We start from the raw sequence: 21439 nt of genomic DNA, 5'->3' as shown, positions 1-21439 counted from the left end.
GGCGGGCCGGTGACAGCCGCGCACGACCCGGGCCCCCGCCCGGTGACGAGCAGGTCCTTCAGACCCGGGCCCGGTTTCGTCGTCCTCGTCCTGGCCGCCCTGGCCGTGGTCGTCCTGGCGCTCGCCGCAGCGATCTGCGCCGCACTCGGCGCGCGCTCGACCTCGCTCGTCCTGGGGGGCGCGGCACTGGTCATCGTGGGCGTCGGCCTGCTGGCGGTCCTGCGGGTGCCGGCGCGCTCGGTCGTCGTCAACGCCCCGCGCCTGCGCCTGGAGCGCGCCCGGGCCCGGGCCGCGCGCCGTGGGCCCTCGGCGGGGCCGGAGGCGCCCGCGCCGCTGCGGGTCCCCGGGACCGACCTCGTCGTGCCGGACTCCAGCGGGCGCCGTGAGCTGACGACCCTGGACGTCGTCTCCGGGCCCGTGACGACGGCCCTGGCCGCCTCAGACCTGGGCCGTCGTGCTGACGACAGGCTCGCGGGCACCGCCGTCGGGGAGGGGCTGGTGCGTGTCGGCCAGCTGCTCGCCGGTGCGCTGGGCTTCACCCTCGTGGCCCTGGGCCTGGCCTCGATCCTGGGGCAGGTGCTCGCATGACGCCGCTGGGGCGCGACCGGCGCCCGGCCCAGGAGCGCGGTCCCGTCGACTGGGGCACCCAGCGTGCACCGACCCGGCCCGGAACCGGTCGGTCCGCGGCCCAGGCCCCCGACGACCCGCTCGTCGTCGACGCCGACGCAGGGCGGGCGGGCAGCCCCGGGCACGAGGGAGCGAGCCGGTCCCGAGGTCCGGACTGGGGCGTGGGACGTGGGGCGGCGCCCGCCCAGCCCACACCCGGAGCGCGCGCCCGCAGCCCCTGGCCCGAGGCGGTGCGGACCCAGAGGCTCGCCGGAATCGCCTTCGCCCTGAGCGGGCTGGTCCTGGCGACCTGGTCGGCGATGAACCTGGCGACCAACGCCGAGTCGGGGCGCCTGTGGGTCCCCCCGTGGCTCGTCGTCGTCCTGGCCGGGGCAGGTCTTGTCGCGGCTGCCGGGTACCTCGCCTGGGCCGGTGGGACGGCCGTGCGAGGAGAGGCTGAGCGCTGGCGGCCCACCGTCCTCGACGCGGCGGCCGGCCTGACGGTGGGGACCGTGAGCGTGGCCGACCCGCACCACCTCCTCGAGGGCAGCTCGGCCGAGCGCCCCACCCTGGGCGCAGGCCCCTCCGCCGCAGCCCCGTCGCAGGCCGGTGGGGGACCCGGGGCCCCGGCGGGCTCGGCGTCGATGGAGTCGGGACCCGCTCCGCTCATGGGCACCTCCACCGTCGACCAGTCGATCCACGCACCGGCGGGCGTGGCCGGCGCGGTCGGAGGCTTCCTGCTCGCCGCAGCCGTCGTCTGCGCTGTCATCGCGCTGGTTCTCGGACCCGCCTGGCTCATCGCCACCGTCACGCTGGCCCTGGGCGGGATCGTGTCGATCCGGCTGGCCGCCGACTGGCTCGGCCACGTCTGAGGCGGCTCGCGGGCGGCCACGTCCCCGGGCGGGTACGCTGTGGCCGGACACCCCTCGCCCCAACCCCGTAACCAGGAGGACCGATGGGACGCATCGTCGTCGAGGTCATGCCCAAGCCGGAGATCCTTGACCCCCAGGGCAAGGCGGTCGTGGGCAGCCTGCCGCGACTCGGATTCGACCAGTTCACCGCGGTGCGCCAGGGGCGACGCTTCGAGCTGAGCGTCGAAGGGCCTGTCACCGAGGACCACCTCGAGGCAGCGAGGCAGGCGGCGCAGACGCTGCTGTCCAACCCGATCATCGAGGACGTCGTCTCGGTGCGAGCCGACTCCGGCGCCCACGGGGAGGACTGAGCCGTGGCCCGCATCGGCGTCATCACCTTCCCGGGCACCCTCGACGACGTCGACGCCGCCCGTGCCGTGCGCCTGGCCGGCGCCGAGCCCGTTCCCCTGTGGCACAAGGACGCCGACCTCAAGGGCGTCGACGCGGTCGTGGTCCCCGGAGGCTTCTCCTACGGCGACTACCTGCGCTGCGGCGCGATCGCCCGCTTCGCTCCGGTCATGGGCGAGGTCGTGGCCGCGGCGGGCACGGGCATGCCGGTCCTGGGTATCTGCAACGGCTTCCAGATCCTGGCCGAGGCCCATCTCCTGCCCGGAGCCCTCATCCGTAACGACCACCAGCGCTTCGTGTGCCGGGAGCAGCCCCTGCGCGTGGAGTCGACGTCGACCGCCTGGACCTCCGCCTTCGAGGTCGGTGAGGAGATCACCGTCCCCCTCAAGAACGGCGAGGGCAACTTCGTGGCCTCTCAGGCCGAGCTCGACCGCCTCGAGGGTGAGGGGCTCGTGGTCTTCCGCTACCTGGGCGCCAACCCCAACGGCTCGGCGCGTGCCATCGCCGGGGTGCGTAACGAGCGCGGCAACGTCGTGGGGCTCATGCCCCACCCCGAGCACGCCGTCGAGCCGGGCTTCGGACCGGACTCGGCCGCCGGACCGCGCACGGGCGTCGACGGGCTCCGGATCTTCCAGTCCGCCCTGAGCGCGCTGGCCGGGGCCTGAGCGCGCCGGAGGGGGCCGAGGGGCCTGAGTGGCGCCTGGACGGGGTCGCGCCCCGGTTGCCGGGCCCCTGAGCGCGCTGGTCGGCGCCTGGACGGGGTCGCGCCCCGGTTGCCGGGCGTGCGCTCTGGAGCAGGTCGCGCCCGCGTGAGGGCGCGCGGACGAGGGTTCCGGGGTGCCACGACAGCGGGCACGCATCCCACGTGCGAGTAACCCACATGCCACTCCCGAGGGTGTGGATAACTCGGAGCACGCCTGTGGTTTGCTAGGAACTCCCTGAAGAATCGTGATCAAACCGTGATCATTGTGCACAATGCCTCCCCCACCTGAGTGCGCTACCAACCACCCGTCTCGGGAGGGTGCGCGACTGTCGCCGGACGACTGTGATGAGTGGGATCAGCGCGGGTGATCGCCTGAGTTGCAAGGTTCTCGCCGCCTCGTCGGGGGCGGGTCGTGTCGGGTCGGGCGGCGCTCCGGCGGCCCGAAGCGGGACCCGGAGCGCCGTCAGGAGCATTGACCACAGGCAGAGCCGCGCGATCTCCGGCCATCCCCAGGGCTGTGCACAACGGTGTGGACAGAATCTGTGGATAACGCCTCGGGCCGACGGAGCGGCCCAGGGTCCCTCGGCGCCTGGTCTTCCGGGACGTACCGTCCCCGGGAGAGGGGCAGGGGCCCCGACGTCGCGCGACGCGCCACCGAGCGGTGGCGTACCGGCCCCGGGGCCCGCCCTCAGGGTGCGGTCGGGCTCCGGTCGAGGGCGCGCCCGATGGCGTCGACGAGGTCACGCAGGTGGCGGTCAGGCAGGAAGCGCTGGCGCACCGACTCGTGGGCGACCTCGCCCATCTCCCGGGCGCGCTCAGGGAAGCGCAGGACGTCGTCGACCGCCTGGGCCCAGGCGCCGCCGTCCTCGGGGTCGACGAGGACCCCGTCGACGCCGTCGTCGACCTGGTCCTCGATGCCGCCTACGCGCGAGGCGACGACAGGGGCCTTCTTCCACATCGCCTCGGCGACCGGCAGGCCGAAGGCCTCGATGAGCGAGCGCTGGGTGACGACGTCGGCCACCCGCTGGACCGCGTTGACGACGGTGGCGTTGACGTCCCGGTCGTGCATGGGGACCGCGGCGATGTGCACGCGGGCGGCCAGCGAGTCGGGCAGCAGCTCCCAGCGCTCGAGCACCTCCCCGAGGACCTCCGCGGCCCCCTCGTCTCGTACGGGGTCGGGGTCGGGGCCGACGAGGAGGAGGTGGACGTCATCGGGCAGGGCCGAGACGTGGTCGGCGAAGGCGTCGACGAGCTCCTTGCACCCCTTGAGGCGGTCCCAGCGTGAGACCTGCACGACCGTCCGCTTGCCGGTGGGGACCGGCAGCCCCGCCCCGGCCAGCGAGGGCAGCTCCCGCACGGCGCCCGGCCGGCCGTCCTCGTGGACGAAGGGCACCGCCTCGAAGGGGGGCTCGCCGTCGAAGATCCCGGCCAGGCGGGCGATCGACCACGCCTCGTCAAGGTCGTAGACGCGGTTCTTGGGGGAGTCGGGGTTGATGGAGGGGGCGATGACCGCGCATCGCTCAGGCTCGATGAAGGGGGGTCGGTACCCCTCGCGGGAGACGACGACGAGGTCGACGTCCTCGAGGTACCTGTCGAGGAAGGCCCACGCGTGCTGGCCCGCCTCGCCGGAGTCTGCGGCGCCCAGGTGGCAGCGCCACAGGACGGTGGCTCCGGCGGCCTTGAAGGCCTTGGCGAGCCCGGCGGTCGGAGGGTCGTGGAGGATGACGACGTCGCCCTCGCTCACCTCCTCGACGACGTTGTCCGCGTTGGAGGCGAGCACGTGCTCGTAGATGTCCCGCTGCTTGTCCCCAAGCTTGCCCCCGTCCCCGCGGTCGCCGTGGATGCCTGAGTGGAGGCGCGCGGAGATGGTGAGGAACTCGGCGGGGGCGTCCAGGGTGAGCCACCGGGCGTCGATCCCGAGCCCGAGGCTGTAGCCGACCAGCGGCGCGACGATCTCGACAGGGCCGGCGCCCGCCGAGGCCGTCGGCGTGACCGTCCACACGGTGCGGCCGTCGAGCAGGCCGTGCGCCGCGACGACCGAGTCGCGCAGGCGCCGGGTGGCTACCTCGTCGAGGTGGCTCTCAAGGTCCGACAGGGGCAGCGGCGCGACGTCGATGGTTCTCATGGCCCGATCCTGCCCTCTTGTCATGTGACGCGCAACACGCCGTGCGGTCATACGGGGCGGTGTCGTCGCGGCTGAGGGTGTGAAAGGCGTCTCGTCTGGAGGGTGATGAGGTCGGTGCGCCATGGGGAGGGATGGGTAGTTCGCCCCATGGGGGGCGGGTCTCGGCGCGTTTTTCTTCCTGGTGTGCGCCACAAAATGGCGTCATATGAACGAAAAGGCGCGACTGTGTTGTCGCTGTGAGACCTGAGTAACACAGTGGCGCACTCGAATCCGAGTGGTGTAGAACTCCCCTCGCACCTCGTTTTCGTGTGTCGCACGACGAACCCGAAAGGAACCTTCAATGTCCATCCCCTCCCTCCCCGCCCCCTCTCAGAAGAACAAGGTCGTTGTCTGGCTGCTCGCCTTCTTCCTCGGCCACCTCGGAGCTCACAACTTCTACCTCGGTGAGACGAAGGAGGGCATCTACCACCTCGTGCTCCTGGCCGTCTACGCCGTCTTCTTCTACGTCCTGGGTGGGATCTCCAGCATCTTCGTCCTGCTGGCCTACGTGGTCGCCCTTGCCAACTGGGGCTGGGCCATGTACCAGGCCTACCAGGCCTCCCAGCGCCCCGACGTGGTCTGAGACCTCGCCCGCGCCGCACAGGGCGCCGGTACCGCGACAGACGGCTCACGCCGTCGAGGCGGTCCCGGCGCCCTCGCCGTTCCTCACCCAGCCAGGGCGTGGCCCGTCAGGCTGCGGCGCCCTGTGCTCCCGCGGAGCTGGCGCGCGTGCCCCGGTACCACGGCCCCGTGGTGCCGGGGCACGGTGACCCCGCCTCGCAGGCTCCCGCCCCATCCCGGTATCCTCGACGCGGTACCGTCCCCTCGCGCCCAGGAGCACTCATGGCCGCCGCCCCCGAGCCCGCCGCCCCCGTCACCCCGCAGGCAGACGGGCTGGACGGGCGCCGACCCGTCGAGCACCCCGACACCGTCGCCGACGCGGCGGCCACCCCTGACAGGGAGATGCCCTACGCCGAGCTGGGCCTCAAGGACGAGGAGTACACCTCGATCACCGCTCTCCTGGGGCGCCGGCCCACGAACGCCGAGCTCGCCATGTACTCGGTCATGTGGTCCGAGCACTGCTCCTACAAGTCCTCCAAGATCCACCTGCGCCAGTTCGCGGACAAGACGACGCCCGAGATGCGCGAGCACCTCCTGGTCGGCATGGGCCAGAACGCCGGCGTCGTCGACATCGGTGACGGGTGGGCCGTCACCTACAAGGTGGAGTCCCACAACCACCCCAGCTTCGTCGAGCCCTACCAGGGGGCGGCCACCGGAGTGGGGGGCATCGTGCGGGACATCATCTCCATGGGCGCCCGTCCCGTGGCGGTCATGGACCAGCTGCGCTTCGGTGCCGTCGACCACCCCGACACCGCGCGCGTCGTCCACGGCGTCGTGGCGGGAGTCGGGGGCTACGGCAACTGCCTGGGCCTGCCCAACATCGGTGGCGAGACCGAGTTCGACGCCTCCTACCAGGACAATCCTCTCGTCAACGCCCTGTGCGTGGGCGTGCTGCGCCACGAGGACATCCACCTGGCCAACGCCAGCGGCGAGGGCAACAAGGTCGTCCTGTTCGGGGCTCGCACAGGCGGGGACGGGATCGGCGGTGCCTCGATCCTGGCCAGCGAGTCCTTCGAGGACGGTGTGCCGGCCAAGCGCCCCAGCGTCCAGGTCGGTGACCCGTTCATGGAGAAGGTCCTCATCGAGTGCTGTCTCGACCTGTTCGAGGGCGGGCTCGTGCTCGGGATCCAGGACCTGGGAGCCGCGGGCATCTCCTGCGCCACGAGCGAGCTGGCCTCCAACGGTGACGGCGGCATGCACGTCGACCTCGAGAAGGTGCTTCTGCGCGACCCCACGCTCACTGCCGGGGAGATCCTCATGAGCGAGTCCCAGGAGCGCATGATGGCCGTCGTCGCCCCCGATCAGCTCGACGACTTCATGGCCGTCATCGACAGGTGGGACGTCGAGGCCTCCGTCATCGGCGAGGTCAACGGCTCGGGCCGACTGACCATCGACCACTTCGGGGAGCGCATCGTCGACGTCGACCCGCGGACCGTGGCGCACGAGGGCCCCACCTACGACCGCCCCTACGCCCGCCCCGCCTGGCAGGACGCCCTCAACGCCGACACCACCGCGTCCCTGCCCCGCCCGACCAGCGCCACCGAGCTCGCCGAGCAGGTGCTGGCCGTCGTCACGAGCCCGGGTCAGGCCTCGGTCGCCTGGGTCACCGACCAGTACGACCGCTTCGTGCGCGGCGACACCGCACTGGCCCAGCCCGACGACGCCGGCGTCGTGCGCGTCGACGAGGCCACCGGCAGGGGAGTGGCCATCGCCACCGACGCCAACGGCCGCTTCACCAAGCTCGACCCGGCCACGGGGGCGGCCCAGGCGCTGGCCGAGTCCTACCGCAACGTGTGCACCGTGGGGGCCAGGCCGCGTGCCGTCACCGACTGCCTCAACTTCGGCTCGCCGGAGGACCCTGACGCCATGTGGCAGCTTGTCGAGGCCATCACCGGTCTCGCGGAGGCCTGCCGCACGATGGGCGTGCCGGTCACCGGCGGGAACGTCTCCCTGTACAACTCCCACGGCCCGGTCAAGGGCCTGCCCGACTCCTCGATCAACCCCACCCCGGTCGTCGGCGTCCTCGGTGTCATGGACGACGTGCGCCGTGCCAACCCCTCGGGCTGGCACGAGGAGGGTCTGGCGATCGTCGTCCTGGGTCAGACCAGTGAGGAGCTCGACGGCTCGGTGTGGGCCAAGGTGGTCCACGACCACCTCGGCGGGATGCCTCCGACGGTGGACCTCGAGGCCGAGATGGCTCTGGGGAGGGTGCTCGTCGCGTTGAGCGAGGTCGACGGGCCCGGGGACCTGCGCCTCGTGCGCGCCGCTCACGACTGCTCGGGCGGTGGGCTCATCCAGACCCTCGTCGACTCGGTGCTGCGCTACGGCGTGGGGGCGAGCATCGACCTCGCCGGCCTGCCCGGGGGCGTCGACGACGTCACCGCCCTGTTCTCCGAGTCCGGGGCGCGGGCCGTCGTCGCCGTCGCCGAGGGCCTCGTGCCGGCGGTAGCGGCTGCCGCCGAGGCCGAGGGCGTGCCCTGGGCCCGGCTGGGCACGACCGGCGGGGACCTCCTCGTCGTCTCCGGCAGCGACCTGCTCTCCGACTCCGGCGCTCCGCTCGTGCTCGACCTTGCCGAGCTGCGCGAACGCAGCGAGGCGACCCTGCCGGCGCTGTTCTGAGGCCCTTGAGGCCCTTCACCTCCTCCGCCCGCCTCGTCAGCTCTCCCCCTCCCCGCGAGATCGGGACTCATGACACCTCGAGATCGGGACTAATGACACCTCGAGATCGGGAGAAGCGGGGCGTGTGGTGCGGTCAGTGTGATGGTGGTCGCGTGTTCTGCATGTTGCAGCCTGGTGAGGGCCCCTGCGGGCGTAGCCCGGCCTCGACCCTGGCAGATTCCGGGTGCGGTTGACGGTGCGCAGCTCCGGGCCAGCCAGCCGGTGCCCGGGCGGGGCTGGCGGCGCTCAAAGTGCTCGGGCGGCTCACATCTCCGACCCCAGTGGGTCGCACGTCACAGTCGCATGATGGTCGGGAGACCACATCGAAGAATCATCTCTCCGGACGCCCGCCGGACGATTCCTCCATACTGGATCAGCCACGCCCGTTGACGCGACGGGTACCCACAGCGGTGCTGGCCGAGTCCTCTCCCTGCGCATGCGACCCATGGGGCTCCACGAGCGAGCACTCGTCTCCCCGACCGCGTCCCTGAGAGACCTGCTCAGGGCGGGCCAATCGGTGGACATTGGAGGCGAGACGTCCTTCATGTTGGGGGGACTACGTCGAGTCCATGACCTCAAGCGGCTTCCCGGGATCATGGGGGCTCCTCCGCGTCTGCGCCGAGGTCTTCTCGACTCCTACCTCAGCCGCGTCATCGACCGCGACCTGCCGGACCAGGGCTATGACGTGCGTCGCCGGGAGGTGCTCCGTCGGTGGATGGCAGCCTATGCCGCAGCGTCGTCGACGACGACCCCCTACCGCGACCACCTCACCAGGTTGTGGCTGCTCGACCCGGTCCCGGGGTGGATCCCGGCCAACAACCCGATCAGGCGCCTTCAACAGGCCCCCAAGCACCACCTGGCGGATCCCGCGCTCGCGGCTCGACTGCTCAACCTGTCCTCCGGCTCCCTGCCGGGGCCGTCTGGGGTACACATGATGGGACCTCTGTTCGAGTCCCTCGTCACGCTCACAGTTCGGGTCCTCGCTCAGGCAGCGGAGGCGACGGTCAGCCATCTGCGCCTTCGCGGCGGTGAGCGAGAGGTGGACCTCATCGTCCAGGGGTCGGACGGGCAGGTTCTCGGGATCGAGGTCAAGCTCGCCGCGGATGTCCATGACTCCGACGTCCGACATCTGCCCTGGTTGCGCGAACAGATCCCGGAGCGGATCGCCGACCTCGTCGTCGTCACCACTGGTAGAACCGCCTACCGGCGTGCCGACGGCGTCGCCGTCGTCCCGCTCGCCCTGCTCGGTCTGTAAGGACGGTGCGCGGCACGTGGTGGTCGTCGCCGAGGGGCGAGTCGTGCCGGTGATTTCCCCTTGTGCCGGCCGCCATGGCCGGGGACAGAAGGCGCAGGGGCGGCTCTCAGGCGCCCCCCGCGGGCTCAACGGTCCGGTGCCGGGTTGGTCTCGGCGTGGGACCGGTTGCCGAGTTGGTTTCGGCGTGGGACCGGTTGCTGAGTTGCTCTCATGGTGGTGCGCCACGTGCATGACTTTGCGTCGACCGCATGTGTTCTGGCGCTTTGCACGTGCCTAGTACAGGCAAAGCGCCAAAACACATGCGTTGGACCGCGACTCATGCCTCTGGCTGCCGTTCCGTACGCCAGGGGGTCCGCCCTGCCCGCCAGTGGTGGACGTCACCCTCGTGCTTCTAGGCGCCGAGACACTTAGCCCCAGCCCGCCCGCCAAGGGGACGGCCTTACCCTCGCCCTCCCTGCAAGCAGCCATCCAGAGCGTGAGCTCAACGGTGAGGCGCGGTCGCCTGGACGGCCGAACCCTGGGTGCGGCTAGCTCGCGGCGTTGCGCAGCCGGTCGATCTCGGCGGTCATGATCAGGACCGGCACCCAGCACTACTCGGCGGACCTGCCCACTCCGTCGCCGCTGTCGGAGGATGAGGTCTCGACGATGACCATGCCGGTCTACGTCGCGATCGCCGATCACGAATCCATGGCAGGTGGTGAGCAGGCCGCCGAGCGAGCGCAGGAGCGCCTTCCCCGGGTGACGGTCAAGATCTGGCTGGACACTACCCACTCGCTGCCCATGCAGGAGCCCGAGGCGCTGGGTGCTGATCTCGAGGAGCTCTGGAGCGCGGCAGGGTAGAGGGTTGGGCCCGCGCATTCGCGGATGCCTTGCACCGCCGGCTGCACGATCAGATCCCGGTCAGGGTCCGGCGTCACTCTGACCGCCATGCCACAACCCACGCATCGTTCCCTCTTGACGAGTCAACCTGGGCCGAGGCCTCCATCCTCTTCGTCGCTCTGGAGGTGTCATATGTCCCGATCTCGCGGTGCCACTTCCCCCGATCTCGCGGTGCCACTTCCCCCGATCTCGAGGTGTCAGGTGGTTTCAGGTGGTGAGTGCAATGGTGGTGTCGTGTTCTGTTTTCTGCAGGAGCCTGTTGAAGGCTTCTGCGGGTGTGGCCCAGTCTAGGGTCTGGCGGGGGCGGGTGTTGAGGAGGTGCTGGGCCTGTTCGAAGGCGTGGAGGGGGTAGGTCGACAGGTCGGTGCCTTTGGGGAAGAACTCGCGGATCAGGCCGTTGGTGTTCTCGTTGGTTCCTCGTTGCCAGGGGCTGTGGGGGTCGCAGAAGTACACCTCGAGGTTGGTGGCGGTCCTGAAGCGGGCGACCTGGGCCATCTCGCCGCCCTGGTCCCAGGTCAGGGACCGGGCCATGGAGCGGGGCAGGCCCTTGATCATGGTCTCCAGCACCGTGGCCACGGTGGTGGCGGTGTGGTCGGTCAGCAGCGGGGCGATCAGGACCAGGCGGGTGGTGCGTTCGACCAGGGTGATCATCGCGGTGCGGTTGCCCGCGCCCATGACCAGGTCGCCCTCCCAGTGGCCTGGCACGGCCCGGTCGGCGACCTGGGCCGGGCGGGTGCTGATACGCGCGTCGGCCAGCCAGGGCCTGGAGGCCAGGGGCCCGGCCAGGGCCGAGCGTGGCACGCGCCGACTCCGCCCGGTGCGCAGCCTGTAGTGACGGCCCAGCTGGGCGCGCAGCGTCCCTCGGCCCTGGACGTACAGGGACTGGTAGATCGTCTCGTGGCTCACACGAAGATCATCGCGCTCGGGGTGGTCCGCAGCCAGACGGCGGCTGATCTGCTGGGGCGACCACCGCTGTCTCAGGCCCTGGACCACCAGGGCCCGCAGCTGGTCGTTGGAGTCCAGCACACGCGCCTTGGGCCGTGCCCTGGCGGCCCGGGCCTGGGCGTGGCGGGCCTGGGGGTCGTAGGCCTGCCGGCCCCCGCCGGCAGCGACCTCGCGGCTGACCGTGGAGACAGCCACCCCCAGGAACCGGGCGATCGAGGCCAGGGAATCACCCCTGGCCAGGCCCGCAGCGATCGCGCCGCGCCCCTGAGCCCCCAGACGCCTGCCGTGCCCGGTACCCCGTGGGGTGAGTGGCGTTTCTCGGACAGGGGAGATTTTCGTCTCTCTTCTGATTCGATAGGATGGAGCCATGTCAAGGGCGAAGTACTCGGACGAGTTCAAGGCGCAGGTTGTGCGTGAGGTCGTCGAGAAGGACCGGACGATCGCGTCGGTCGCGGCCTCCTACGACCTGGTGCCCCAGACGGTGGGGAACTGGGTCGCGAGGTACAGGAAGGAGCACTCCAGCCAGGAGGAAAGTGAAGCAGTCGCAGAGTCCGCGCAGATAGCCAGGCTCAGGGCGGAGAACTGCGAGCTGCGCCAGGAGAACGAGTTCCTGAAAAAAGCGGCGGCCTTCTTCGCGCAGGAACAGCGGTGAGCGACAAGTACAAGCTCATCAACCGCGAGGAAGGCAGATACCCTGTTGCCTCCATGTGCCGCTGGGCCGGGGTGTCCAGGTCCGGGTACTACTCCTGGCGCGAGCGGGCTGAGTCGAGTCGTATCAGGAGACGGGAGGAGCTGGCGGTTCTTGTGCGGGCCGAGTTTGAGGCCTCCCACGGCGCCTACGGGTACCGGCGCATCGCGGCAGCCCTGCGACGTCAAGGCGTGTCAACCTGCCAGGACACTGTGCGTGCGGTCATGCGCGCCCAGGGCCTGAGAGCCGCGCAACCGCGCCGGAAGGTCCGTACCACCGTCCCGGCCCGTGACCTGGGCGAGCGTCCCGATCTCGTGCGCCGTGACTTCACGGCCGAGAAACCCGGAATCAAATGGGTAGGTGACATCACCTGTATCCGCACGTGGGCTGGGTTCGTGTATCTCGCTACGGTGCTGGACTGCTGCACGAGGAAGGTAGTCGGTTACGCGATGGCCGACCACATGCGCACCGACCTGGTCTGTGACGCTATCGACATGGCGGTACGCAGGTGCCCCCACAAGAGAGGGGTAACCATATTCCACTCCGACAGAGGCAGCCAGTACACCTCTCAGCAGTTCTCCGACCACCTGAGGAAGTATGGCAGGGCGTGTTCAATGGTCTGTGTAAGCCCTCTTTGAAGGACTGATGACTGTGACTGATGAGAAGACTGGTCCTGCTGGTGGGCGGGGCGTGGTTGAGGATCTTGTTGCCTCGGGTGGCTTGGACGGGTTGTTCGAGCGGATCGACTCGGGTGAGGTGGGGTTGACGGGCGCCGACGGGCTGCTGCCGGCCCTGCTCAAGGAGGCCCTGGAGCGGGGTCTGCAGGCTGAGCTGACGGAGCATCTTGGCTACGACAAGGGCGAGCAGGCGCCGGTGGCTCGTGGCAACGCCCGCAACGGCACCACGGTCAAGACGATCAGCTCTGAGGTCGGCTCGTTCGAGATCGAGGTCCCCCGCGACAGGGCCGGCAGCTTCACGCCGCGGCTGGTCAGGAAGGGGCAGCGGCGGATGGACGGTCTGGACTCGATGATCATCAGCCTGTACGCCGGTGGTATGACGGTGCGCGAGATCCGCCACCACCTGGAGTCCACGCTCGGTGTGGAGCTGTCGGTGGGGACGATCAGCAGGATCACGGACGCCGTGGCCGAGGCGGTCCTGGACTGGCAGCGCCGCCCGCTGGAGGAGTTCTACCCGGTGGTCTACCTCGACGCGATCCGCGTCAAGGTCCGCGTCGACCACAGGGTCACCACCCGCTCGGCCCACATCGCCGTGGGTGTGGACATGGACGGGATCAAGCACGTCCTGGGTATCTGGGTCCAGGCCGAGGAGGGCGCCTCGTTCTGGGCGCACGTGTGCGCCGAGCTGGCCAACAGGGGCGTCAAGGACGTGCTGATCGTGTGCTGTGACGGGCTGACCGGCCTGCCCGAGGCGATCGAGGCGACCTGGCCCGACTCCATGGTCCAGACCTGCGTGGTGCACCTGATCCGTGCCTCCATGAGGTTCGTGGCCTACCAGGACCGTAAGAAGGTCGCCGCTGCTCTCAAGCAGGTCTACGCCGCCCCCAGTGAGGAGGCCGCCCTGGAGGCCCTGGCGGCCTTCAGCAGCTCTCCCCTGGGGGACAAGTACCCCGAGACGGTGGCGACCTGGGACAGGGCGTGGGAGCGTTTCACCCCGTTCCTGGCGTTCCCGCCGATGCTGCGCCGGGTCATCTACACGACCAACAGCATCGAGTCGCTCAACTACCAGCTACGCAAGATCTCCAAGAACCGGGGCCACTTCCCCAGCGACGAGGCCGCTGTCAAGCTGCTGTGGCTGGCGATCTGCAACATCGAGGACAAGCGGGCACGAGAACGCGACAAGGACAGGAACCTGCCCGCGGACAAGCGCAAGGCCAAGCCACGCGTGGTCGAGGGCCGGATCACCACCAACTGGAAACAAGCCCTCGCCCAGCTCGCCACCGCCTACCCCGACCGAATCAACCCCCACCTCTGAACAACCCGCTTACACAAAAAACTTGACAGGCCCGTATGGCATACGGCTGTCCGTCGGGCGCACCGGGGTGTGCTGGGACAATGCCTGGGCGGAGTCATTCAACGCGACTCTTAAGAACGAGAGGGTCCACCGCATGGTGTACCCTACACGTAGGAAGGCAGTGAGCGACATTGCCTCATGGATTGAGCTGACATACAATCAGACACGTCTCCACTCGACCCTCGGCTACCGCACCCCCAACGAGGTCGAAGGCGAGCACCTAGGCCGCAGACAAGCGGCCTGACACACCGAAACACACAGTCCGAAAAACACCCAGCACTCCACCGGACCATCACCTCGAACCCGTCCCCCGACCCGCCCCGACCACGCCCAGCAGGCCTGGTCGTCCCGACCATCCCGCCCTCCCTGGCCCCGTGCCGCATCCTCATACCCCACAGCCTGCACCAGTCCGACACCGTGGACTGAGGCACCGAGAAACAAGCCCCCGCCTCGCGAGCCAACCAACCCGACTCGATCAGCTCCCGCACACCATCGCGAACCACACCAGGCCACACCCCACGCACCACAACCAGCCCCTCTCCCAAGCACCACCCATTGCACTCACCCCCTGAAACCACCTCATATGTCCCGAACTCGCGGGGGTGGGGGCACTCGTGGTCACCGGCGAGGGTCCTGCGGCTCGACGAGGACCGCCACGGTGCGCGCCGGGACGCGCACCGTCCCGGAGGACCGATCAAACCCGGCGAGTTTGACGATGTCGTCGGAGCCGTGGGCCTGGACCGGCGACAGGCGGAAGTCCCGGTCGGCCAGCCCGTCGAGGGTTTGGGTCAGCTCCCGCCCCGAGGCGTTGAAGACGACGAGCACGCCGTCGAGCCCGGGGTCGACGTCGCGGTCCCCGGCGGTGTCGTCGATGAGCATGACGATGACTCCCGCAGGCGCCCCGTAGCCCGACCCCGGAAAGCTCACCTTGTCCCGGATGAGGCCCGCCTCCCCGAGGCTGAACAAGGGAGTCGAGGAGCGCAGCCGCAGCAGGTCGAGGGCCTGCTCGCGGGCGGCCGCGATCTCCTCGGGCGAGGGCCGCAGCAGCTGGTCGGCCAGCAGCGGCGCCTGGATGTGCCAGGCCGCCTCGTTGCGCTGAGCAGGGGGCAGTCCCCGCCCGAACCCATGGCTCCGCCCCGAGAAGTCGATGGCGTTGAACCAGTCTCCGGAGTTGTAGGAGTCCCGGTCCAGGGACTTGCTGCGCAGCAGCTCCGTGCCCGCCGACCAGAAGGCCGGGGACTGGGACAGGCTGACCGTCGCCAGGCACACGGTGCTCATCCGCACCCGCTCGGCCACCGGCATCCCCCGCGGCAGCTTGTAGGCGAGCAGGTCGTAGAGGGTCTCGTTGTCGTGGGCGTCGACGTAGTTGACGTTCTCCTGCGGGCTGGAGGCGTAGGCGGCCGGGGAGCCGTTGTGGATGAGCTCGGCCCCCCGACGCACCGAGCCGTCGGACAGGGTCATGACGTAGTCCTTGAGGTTGCCCACCAGTCCCAGGCGGATGAGGTCGGTGCGGTGAGCCAGGTCCGCCGACTGCTCCTCCCAGCTGCGCGGGTCGAGTCCGCTGGGCTGGGTGAGCAGGCCGGTGCCGAAGCCCTGGAAGACCCGGTGGTCGTGGTCGAAGGGCGCCCCGCCGTGGACCGCGTCGCGCAGACGGTCGTTGAACACGCCGATTCCCGTCCCGTCGAGCTGGCCGTGCGTCGCCTGGACGAACAGGGCGTTGTTCGCCACCTCCCCGAAGTTCCAGCCCTCCCCGTACAGGTAGACGCGGGAGCCGTCGACGCCGTCGGCCTCGAGGGTCAGCTCGTCCAGCGCGGAGCGCAGCCGCTCCATGACCGCGCGCGGGTGGTGCCCCATGAGGTCGAAGCGGAAGCCGTCCACCCGGTACCACCTCGCCCAGCGGAGCACCGAGTCGATCATGAGGCGCTCGCACATGGCGTTCTCGGTGGCCGTGTTGGCGCAGCAGGTCGAGTCCGTCACCCTCCCGACGGTGTCGAGGCGGTGGTAGTAGCCGGGGACCACCTTGTCCAGGACGCTCAACCGGTCCTGCCCGCAGGCCGCCGTGTGGTTGTAGACCTGGTCGAGCACGACCTGGTAGCCCAGGGCGTGCAGCGCCCCGACCATCCGGCGGAACTCCACGACGCGCGCTCCGCCGTCCTGGTGGCCGTCGGTGGCGTAGGAGCCCTCGGGGACTCCCCAGTGGAAGGGGTCGTAGCCCCAGTTGTAGGCGTCGTCGTCGGCCACCTCCATGACGGCCGCCTGCTGCTCGGTGGATGCCGGCCCCGCCTCGGCCGGGACCTGTGGGGAGCGCTGGTCGGCGCGGCGCTCACGGATCGTGGCGATGTCGAAGGTAGGCAGGAGGTGGATCGTGTTCATGCCGGCCTGGGCCAGGGCTGCCAGGTGCCGCACGCCCGTCGAGCGGTCGAGGGTGAAGGCCCGGTAGGTGCCGCGCAGCTCGGCCGGGACGGTGTCGTCGGCGACGGAGAAGTCCCTGACGTGCAGCTCGTAGATGCTGCGGGCCGCGTCGTTGCGCACCGGAGGCGGGGAGACGGTGGCCCACTGGCTGGGGGCCAGGCGCGCGTCGGACAGGTCGACGGCGACCGATCGGGTCGAGTCGGTCGTCAGCGCTGCGGAGTAGGGGTCGGTGACGCGGTTGGTCTCGACGTGGCGGGTGGAGGGGACGTAGACCTCCACCTCCCACAGGTACTGGCACCCGACGCCGATCCTTCCCTGCGAGTTGGGCACTCTCCAGCAGCCGTCCGCGCCCCGCTCGGCCGTGGTGCGCACGGGAGGACCCGGCACCTCGGGCACCGAGCCGAGCGGGTCGCCGGTCTCCCAGGTCAGCAGCGTGACGGCTCGGGCGGTGGGCGCCCACAGACTGAAGGAGGGGCGGGTGCCGCCGGCCTCGAAGGTGACGCCCAGCGCGGCCCGGGCCGCGTCCTCGGCGTAGAGGGCGTCAAGGAGGAGGGAGGTCTGCACACCGGTGAAGGCGTCCAGCCGCCCCCCGGTGCCGTCGGCACCCACCCCCGTGTACTGGGCCACGGCGACCTGCCCGGTCAGGAGCTCGGAGTCGGCCTCGACGTCGAGCAGGGCGGTGCCGGTGGCGTCGGTCAGGCTCAGCGCGATGTATCCCTCCAGGTGGGGGTGAGCCGCTCGGATCTCGGCGGGTAGGTCGCCGACGACCCGCAGCGGCGTGATCGTGGGGGAGCGCAGGGACACGGCACCCACGACGCGGCCGTGGACGGCCGCGGCTCCGCCGTCGGGTGCGGTGACGAGCTGGAGGGACAGGCCCGAGCCGGCCACGGGCTCGCCCGAGGAGGACACGACGCTCTCGCGCCCCGTTCCCACGGGCAGCAGGGACAGGGGCCAGGCCAGAAGCGTCGGGGTCACCCAGTAGGCGCGCTGCTCCGCACTGCCCACGACGGCGGGGAAGGCCGAGGCGGTGTCGAGCTCGCAGCGGATCGCGTAGGTGAAGGTCATGATGCGGTCCTGCCTGGTGAGGGGTGGGTCGGTCCTGAGTCCGGGGCGCGCCGGAGGACCGGTCCCCGGCCGGTCCGGGGCGCGCTCCGGTGCCCGACGCCGGTCGTGATGTGGGACATACCCCGACGGTAGTCAGGGTCGCCCTCCCGCATCACCGTCCTATGCCGAGCGCAGAACCCGGGGAGCTGGACCCAGGTCGCCGGACCCCGGGCGCAGGGCCCGGCCGGGTGGGGGCGAGCCGGAAGGGCGCGTCGAGGAGCACCGTCGCCAGAGGCAGGCCCGGCCGGTCGGGGCGAGCTGCACCCAGGTCCCGGTCAGGCTGGGGTGGCACCGTGTGCGCCATGCCCGCACCCTTCGCGATCGACGAGTCCACCTGGGCCGAGGCCACCTGGCCGCTCGGCACCCACCTCACGGCCGAGGGCCTGACCGTCGCAGTCCACGCCCCCGCCGCCACCCGCGTCCAGCTGGAGGTCTACCCCGAGGCCCTGGGCGCCGGCGCCCAGGCCGTCTTCCTGCCCTCCCGGGGCGCCGACGGCGCCTGGCGGGCCCGCCTGGGCGGTCTGGGCGCCGGCGCCCTGCTGGGCTTTCGCGTCTGGGGACCCAACTGGCCCTACGAGGAGGGGTGGGTCCCGGGCTCAGAGGCGGGCTTCATCGCCGACCTCGACTCCGAGGGCAACCGCTTCAACCCCAACAAGGTCCTCTTCGACCCCTACTCCCGGGAGGTCAGCCACACCGTCCTGACCGACCGGCTCGCCGAGCTCGGTGTCGACGACGGCGTCTTCGGCACCGGATCCGACCTCGTCGGCGGCGTGCCCCGCCGGCTCATCGACACCGCCCCCTACGCCCCCAAGGGCGTCGTCGTCGCCGAGGACGACCACGTCCCCGCCAGGGCGAGCGCCCCGAGGATCCCCGCCGAGCAGGCGATCATCTACGAAGCGGGCGTCAGGCAGCTGACGGGCCACCCCAGCGTCGCCCGCCTGAGCGACCTGCTGGCCGGGGAGCCCGGCTTCGAGGACGTCGTCGACATCCCGCCCCTGTACCAGGGCACCTACAAGGGGGCGGGCATGCTCGCCCCCTACCTCAAGGCCGCAGGCGTCACGACCGTCGAGCTCCTGCCCGTCCACGAGACGAACGCCTCGGAGTCCGGCCGCCCCGGCGCCACGAACGCCTGGGGCTACATGACCCTGGCCTTCTTCGCCCCCAACCGCAGGTACGCCGCCGACACGAGCTGGGGCGGCCCGACACGCGAGTTCAAGGAGATGGTCGCGGCCTTCCACGCCGCAGGGCTCGAGGTCTACCTCGACGTCGTCTACAACCACACCGCCGAGGGCGGCAACTGGAACGGCGACGTCGCGACCACCGGCTTCACGAGCCTGGGCGGCTTCGCCACGGCCGAGTACTACCAGATGACGGGCTCCAAGATGCTCGTCGACGGCGCCACCGGCACCTCCAACCAGATGAGCTACTCCTCCCCGGCGGCGCGCCAGCTCGTCCTGGACTCACTGCGCTACTGGTTCTCCCAGATGGGCGTCGACGGCTTCCGCTTCGACCTGGCCACCGTCCTGGGACGTCTGCCGGCGCAGTCGGCTCCCGACGACTGGGGCGGGCTCAAGCGGTTCTTCAACGAGCACCCGCTGCTCACGGAGATCGCCGCGCTCGCGCAGGCCGAGGGCATCGAGGTCATCGCCGAGGCCTGGGACCTGTGGGGTTACGAGGTCGGCAACTTCCCGCGCGGCTGGGGGGAGTGGAACGGACGGTACCGCGACGCCGTGCGCCGCTTCACCAAGGGGGACGGCAACACCGGCGAGTTCATCGACATGGTCAACGGCGACTACCACCACTTCGAGGACAACGGCGGACCCCAGAAGTCGATCAACTTCGTGAGCGCCCACGACGGCTTCACGATGGCCGACCTGGTCAGCTACCAGACGAAGGTCAACGACCAGCCACACCCCTTCGGCCCCTCCGACGGCGGCAGCGACGACAACATGTCCTGGGACTCCGGGGGCGACCAGGGGCTGCGTCGTCAGCGCCTGCGCAACCTGTGGGTCATCCTCATGGTCTCCCGGGGGGTGCCGATGCTGGTCGCCGGGGACGAGATGGGCCGGACCCAGAACGGCAACAACAACCCGTGGGCCCTCGACACCGTGGCCATGCGCACGAACTACGACATGGTCGCCACCAACGCCCCGCAGCAGGTGCCGGTGGGGGACCCCGGCGGCGCCTACCACGACAACCTCGGGGTCTTCGGCTCCCGTGACGAGCGGGTCAACCCCTTGTTCCGCCTGGCCACCTTCCTCATGCGCCTGCGACACCGCCACCGTGCCCTGCACGAGGCCGCCTGGGGGGACGCGCTGGCCGGTGGTACTGACGTGTCCTACCTTTTCCGGACCCCGTCGGGTCAGGGCGTGCTGGGCGAGGGCGACCGCGCCCTGGCCATCCACGTCGACGCCCCCGGCGAGGGGTTGTGGGTCATGGTCAACATGGCCGCCGAGCCGGTCGACTTCGCCCCGCCTCCGCCCGGACGCGGGCCCACCGGCGACTCCGGGCGCGACCAGGGGGCGGGGACGACCGTGTGGCGCCGCCTGGTCGACACCGGCGTGTGGGCCGAGCCGGAGGGCAACTTCTGGCCCGAGGGGACCGGTGAGGTCCTGTCCGGCACCGTGACGGTCGGCCCCTGGTCGGTGGTCGTGTGCCAGGCGGTGTCCGCCGCTCAGGGGTGACCCGATCCCGCCCGCTGGGTGACGGGTACGTAGCATGCCGGGCATGGGCTGGCACAGGCAGGGTGGGCGAGGTACGGGCCGGGTGGGTCGCGGGGCGACGAGCCCGACCGGACCCCGTCTCGTGAGGGCCGGGAGCCTGTGGGTCGGCGTCGTCGCGTCGGTCGTGGGCGTCGTGCTCCATCTGGCCCATCATTTGGGCACGCCCCGTCCGGTTCCCGGCCCCTACTCCTCGGGGCAGACGATCGAGACCATCGTGGAGGTGCGCCCCTACCTCGTTCCGGCCGCCTCCTGGACCGTCTTGTGGCTCGGGGCCCTCGCCTTGTGCGCGGCCTGTGCCGCCTTCGGTGCGTGGATCGCACTGGTTGTCGAAGTCAGGCGCGGGCGTGCGCGCGGGCGGCGCCCGCCCGCGCGTGTCAGCCCGGGTGCGGCGAGAGGTCTTGTGCCCGGGCTCGGCGTCGGACTGGTGGTGGCGGCTGTCGTGTGCACTCCGGTTGTCGTGGGCTGGCTCATGGGAGGTCCGGAGGAGGTCAGGTTCGACGGGCCGGAGCAGCCGACCGAGGCCTACGTCGAGCTGTCCTGGGGCTGGACTGACCCCGATCTCATCGTTTTCAAGCGGTCGGGGTTGCTCATCGTGCCGGTGCGTCCCGACGGTGGCTGACGGTCAGGATCCTGGAGCCGCGTTCCTACCTTCGGTGCGGGTCTGGCGCTCGTCGGCCACTACTTCGGCGAAGACAGGATGGATGCCGCAGCCTCGGAGATGGCGTATGAGATGCGTCCAGGTTTGTCCTTTGGCTGAGCCTGTCCTGTGGGGACAGGTGCGTGGGGCTGTCAGAGCTGGCGGCCCTGGCGATGAGGTGTGGGGTCGGACGCGGGGGAGCCGGTGGAGCGCGGGCGCTCGCGGCTCTTGCGGGCGATGCCCCGGAGGACGTCCTCGCCGCCGCGGGGCGGCCTGCCCTGCGGGCCAGGGGCCTGTGCGGGTGGCGTGACTCCTGCACTGCGGGCACCGGTCCGCGCATTCCGGCTGGCCTGTGTGGTGGGCCTCGCCTCGTGAGAGGGCGCCGCAACACCTGAGGGCTGGGGTGGGTGGCGTTTCTCGGACAGGGGAGATTTTCGTCTCTCTTCTGATTCGATAGGATGGAGCCATGTCAAGGGTGAAGTACTCGGACGAGTTCAAGGCGCAGGTTGTGCGTGAGGTCGTCGAGAAGGACCGGACGATCGCGTCGGTCGCGGCCTCCTACGACCTGGTGCCCCAGACGGTGGGGAACTGGGTCGCGAGGTACAGGAAGGAGCACTCCAGCCAGGAGGAAAGTGAAGCAGTCGCAGAGTCCGCGCAGATAGCCAGGCTCAGGGCGGAGAACCGCGAGCTGCGCCAGGAGAACGAGTTCCTGAAAAAAGCGGCGGCCTTCTTCGCGCAGGAACAGCGGTGAGCG

The 21439-nt window shown here is 70.6% G+C and carries 17 protein-coding genes and 1 pseudogene; 15 read left to right on the top strand and 3 right to left on the bottom strand.

Annotated features, from left to right (window positions below):
- Nucleotides 1-9 precede the first annotated feature (9 nt).
- The 4 genes from EL245_RS07050 to purQ all read left to right on the top strand — a co-directional run bounded on the left by EL245_RS07050 (nt 10) and on the right by purQ (nt 2530).
- The gene (locus EL245_RS07050) at nt 10-588 is read left to right on the top strand and encodes a hypothetical protein (protein ID WP_126382507.1); all 579 of its coding nucleotides are present in this window, start codon (nt 10-12) and stop codon (nt 586-588) included.
- Nucleotides 585-1478 (top strand): PsbA protein, encoded by an 894-nt coding sequence (locus EL245_RS13635; RefSeq protein WP_232009635.1) that lies wholly within the window; start codon nt 585-587, stop codon nt 1476-1478. Before EL245_RS07050 ends, EL245_RS13635 begins: the two co-directional genes overlap by 4 nt.
- 83 nt (nt 1479-1561) lie before the next feature.
- The gene (purS, locus tag EL245_RS07040; RefSeq protein WP_126382506.1) at nt 1562-1828 is read left to right on the top strand and encodes a phosphoribosylformylglycinamidine synthase subunit PurS; all 267 of its coding nucleotides are present in this window, start codon (nt 1562-1564) and stop codon (nt 1826-1828) included.
- Nucleotides 1829-1831: 3 nt separating this feature from the next.
- The gene (gene purQ / locus EL245_RS07035; protein WP_126382505.1) at nt 1832-2530 is read left to right on the top strand and encodes a phosphoribosylformylglycinamidine synthase subunit PurQ; all 699 of its coding nucleotides are present in this window, start codon (nt 1832-1834) and stop codon (nt 2528-2530) included.
- Between the two features lie 726 nt (nt 2531-3256).
- Here purQ and EL245_RS07030 read toward each other — a convergent pair.
- Nucleotides 3257-4693 (bottom strand): glycosyltransferase, encoded by a 1437-nt coding sequence (locus EL245_RS07030; protein ID WP_126382504.1) that lies wholly within the window; start codon nt 4691-4693, stop codon nt 3257-3259.
- 340 nt (nt 4694-5033) lie between these two features.
- Here EL245_RS07030 and EL245_RS07025 point away from each other — a divergent pair, with 340 nt between their 5' ends.
- The 4 genes from EL245_RS07025 to EL245_RS07010 all read left to right on the top strand — a co-directional run bounded on the left by EL245_RS07025 (nt 5034) and on the right by EL245_RS07010 (nt 10106).
- Nucleotides 5034-5315 (top strand): TM2 domain-containing protein, encoded by a 282-nt coding sequence (locus EL245_RS07025; RefSeq protein WP_126382503.1) that lies wholly within the window; start codon nt 5034-5036, stop codon nt 5313-5315.
- A 260-nt stretch (nt 5316-5575) separates the two neighbouring features.
- Nucleotides 5576-7972 carry a phosphoribosylformylglycinamidine synthase subunit PurL gene (purL, locus tag EL245_RS07020; RefSeq protein ID WP_126382502.1) on the top strand — a complete coding sequence of 799 codons (2397 nt, stop codon included), beginning with the start codon at nt 5576-5578 and terminating at the stop codon, nt 7970-7972.
- Nucleotides 7973-8606: 634 nt separating this feature from the next.
- The gene (locus tag EL245_RS07015; protein ID WP_232009633.1) at nt 8607-9266 is read left to right on the top strand and encodes a DUF4143 domain-containing protein; all 660 of its coding nucleotides are present in this window, start codon (nt 8607-8609) and stop codon (nt 9264-9266) included.
- A gap of 567 nt (nt 9267-9833) precedes the next feature.
- Complete coding sequence (locus EL245_RS07010) at nt 9834-10106, top strand: alpha/beta fold hydrolase (RefSeq protein ID WP_126382500.1); 273 nt, start codon at nt 9834-9836, stop codon at nt 10104-10106.
- Between the two features lie 246 nt (nt 10107-10352).
- Here the strand turns inward: EL245_RS07010 and EL245_RS07005 are convergent, their stop codons facing one another.
- A complete protein-coding gene (locus EL245_RS07005) occupies nt 10353-11459 on the bottom strand; it encodes an IS30 family transposase (RefSeq protein ID WP_126382499.1) in 1107 nt (368 codons plus the stop codon).
- On the opposite strand from EL245_RS07005, the gene EL245_RS07000 reads away from it, so the two are divergent.
- The 4 genes and pseudogenes from EL245_RS07000 to EL245_RS06985 form a co-directional block, all read left to right on the top strand.
- Nucleotides 11458-11742, top strand: a complete 285-nt coding sequence (locus EL245_RS07000) for a transposase (protein ID WP_126382498.1) — start codon at nt 11458-11460, stop codon at nt 11740-11742. The two genes, EL245_RS07005 and EL245_RS07000, sit on opposite strands and share 2 nt — an antisense overlap.
- Nucleotides 11739-12416, top strand: a complete 678-nt coding sequence (locus tag EL245_RS06995) for an IS3 family transposase (protein ID WP_164719459.1) — start codon at nt 11739-11741, stop codon at nt 12414-12416. Before EL245_RS07000 ends, EL245_RS06995 begins: the two co-directional genes overlap by 4 nt.
- Nucleotides 12417-12423: 7 nt before the next feature.
- On the top strand, nt 12424-13770 hold the full coding sequence (locus tag EL245_RS06990; RefSeq protein WP_164719441.1) for an IS256 family transposase: 1347 nt from the start codon (nt 12424-12426) through the stop codon (nt 13768-13770).
- A gap of 34 nt (nt 13771-13804) precedes the next feature.
- Nucleotides 13805-14053 (top strand): annotated as a pseudogene (locus tag EL245_RS06985) (integrase core domain-containing protein); the annotation flags it as partial.
- Between the two features lie 374 nt (nt 14054-14427).
- On the opposite strand, the gene pulA reads toward EL245_RS06985, so the two are convergent.
- Entirely contained in the window at nt 14428-17286 is a 2859-nt protein-coding gene (pulA, locus tag EL245_RS06980; protein WP_126382495.1) for a pullulanase-type alpha-1,6-glucosidase, read from the bottom strand.
- A 341-nt stretch (nt 17287-17627) separates the two neighbouring features.
- Here pulA and EL245_RS06975 point away from each other — a divergent pair, with 341 nt between their 5' ends.
- From EL245_RS06975 to EL245_RS06965, 3 genes are all read left to right on the top strand, one after another.
- A complete protein-coding gene (locus EL245_RS06975) occupies nt 17628-20009 on the top strand; it encodes an alpha-amylase family glycosyl hydrolase (protein ID WP_126382494.1) in 2382 nt (793 codons plus the stop codon).
- A gap of 121 nt (nt 20010-20130) precedes the next feature.
- A complete protein-coding gene (locus EL245_RS06970) occupies nt 20131-20667 on the top strand; it encodes a hypothetical protein (protein WP_126382493.1) in 537 nt (178 codons plus the stop codon).
- A 484-nt stretch (nt 20668-21151) separates the two neighbouring features.
- Nucleotides 21152-21436 carry a transposase gene (locus tag EL245_RS06965; protein WP_126382492.1) on the top strand — a complete coding sequence of 95 codons (285 nt, stop codon included), beginning with the start codon at nt 21152-21154 and terminating at the stop codon, nt 21434-21436.
- Nucleotides 21437-21439 lie beyond the last annotated feature (3 nt).

Source organism: Actinomyces howellii, assembly GCF_900637165.1.
In the GTDB taxonomy this organism is placed as follows: Bacteria; Actinomycetota; Actinomycetes; order Actinomycetales; family Actinomycetaceae; genus Actinomyces; species Actinomyces howellii.
The sequence above is the reverse complement of the archived record's forward strand: the minus strand, read 5'-3'. Positions and strand labels throughout refer to the sequence as shown.

Excerpts from the sequence above, each read along its gene's own strand:
- pulA (WP_126382495.1), bottom strand. The coding sequence starts at position 17,286 with ATGACCTTCACCTACGCGATCCGCTGCGAGCTCGACACCGCCTCGGCC.
- EL245_RS07010 (WP_126382500.1), top strand. The coding sequence starts at position 9,834 with ATGATCAGGACCGGCACCCAGCACTACTCGGCGGACCTGCCCACTCCG.
- EL245_RS07000 (WP_126382498.1), top strand. The coding sequence starts at position 11,458 with ATGTCAAGGGCGAAGTACTCGGACGAGTTCAAGGCGCAGGTTGTGCGT.
- EL245_RS07005 (WP_126382499.1), bottom strand. The coding sequence starts at position 11,459 with ATGGCTCCATCCTATCGAATCAGAAGAGAGACGAAAATCTCCCCTGTC.
- EL245_RS07025 (WP_126382503.1), top strand. The coding sequence starts at position 5,034 with ATGTCCATCCCCTCCCTCCCCGCCCCCTCTCAGAAGAACAAGGTCGTT.
- EL245_RS06975 (WP_126382494.1), top strand. The coding sequence starts at position 17,628 with ATGCCCGCACCCTTCGCGATCGACGAGTCCACCTGGGCCGAGGCCACC.
- EL245_RS06990 (WP_164719441.1), top strand. The coding sequence starts at position 12,424 with ATGACTGTGACTGATGAGAAGACTGGTCCTGCTGGTGGGCGGGGCGTG.
- EL245_RS13635 (WP_232009635.1), top strand. The coding sequence starts at position 585 with ATGACGCCGCTGGGGCGCGACCGGCGCCCGGCCCAGGAGCGCGGTCCC.
- EL245_RS07015 (WP_232009633.1), top strand. The coding sequence starts at position 8,607 with ATGGGGGCTCCTCCGCGTCTGCGCCGAGGTCTTCTCGACTCCTACCTC.
- EL245_RS07030 (WP_126382504.1), bottom strand. The coding sequence starts at position 4,693 with ATGAGAACCATCGACGTCGCGCCGCTGCCCCTGTCGGACCTTGAGAGC.
- purL (WP_126382502.1), top strand. The coding sequence starts at position 5,576 with ATGGCCGCCGCCCCCGAGCCCGCCGCCCCCGTCACCCCGCAGGCAGAC.
- purS (WP_126382506.1), top strand. The coding sequence starts at position 1,562 with ATGGGACGCATCGTCGTCGAGGTCATGCCCAAGCCGGAGATCCTTGAC.
- EL245_RS06965 (WP_126382492.1), top strand. The coding sequence starts at position 21,152 with ATGTCAAGGGTGAAGTACTCGGACGAGTTCAAGGCGCAGGTTGTGCGT.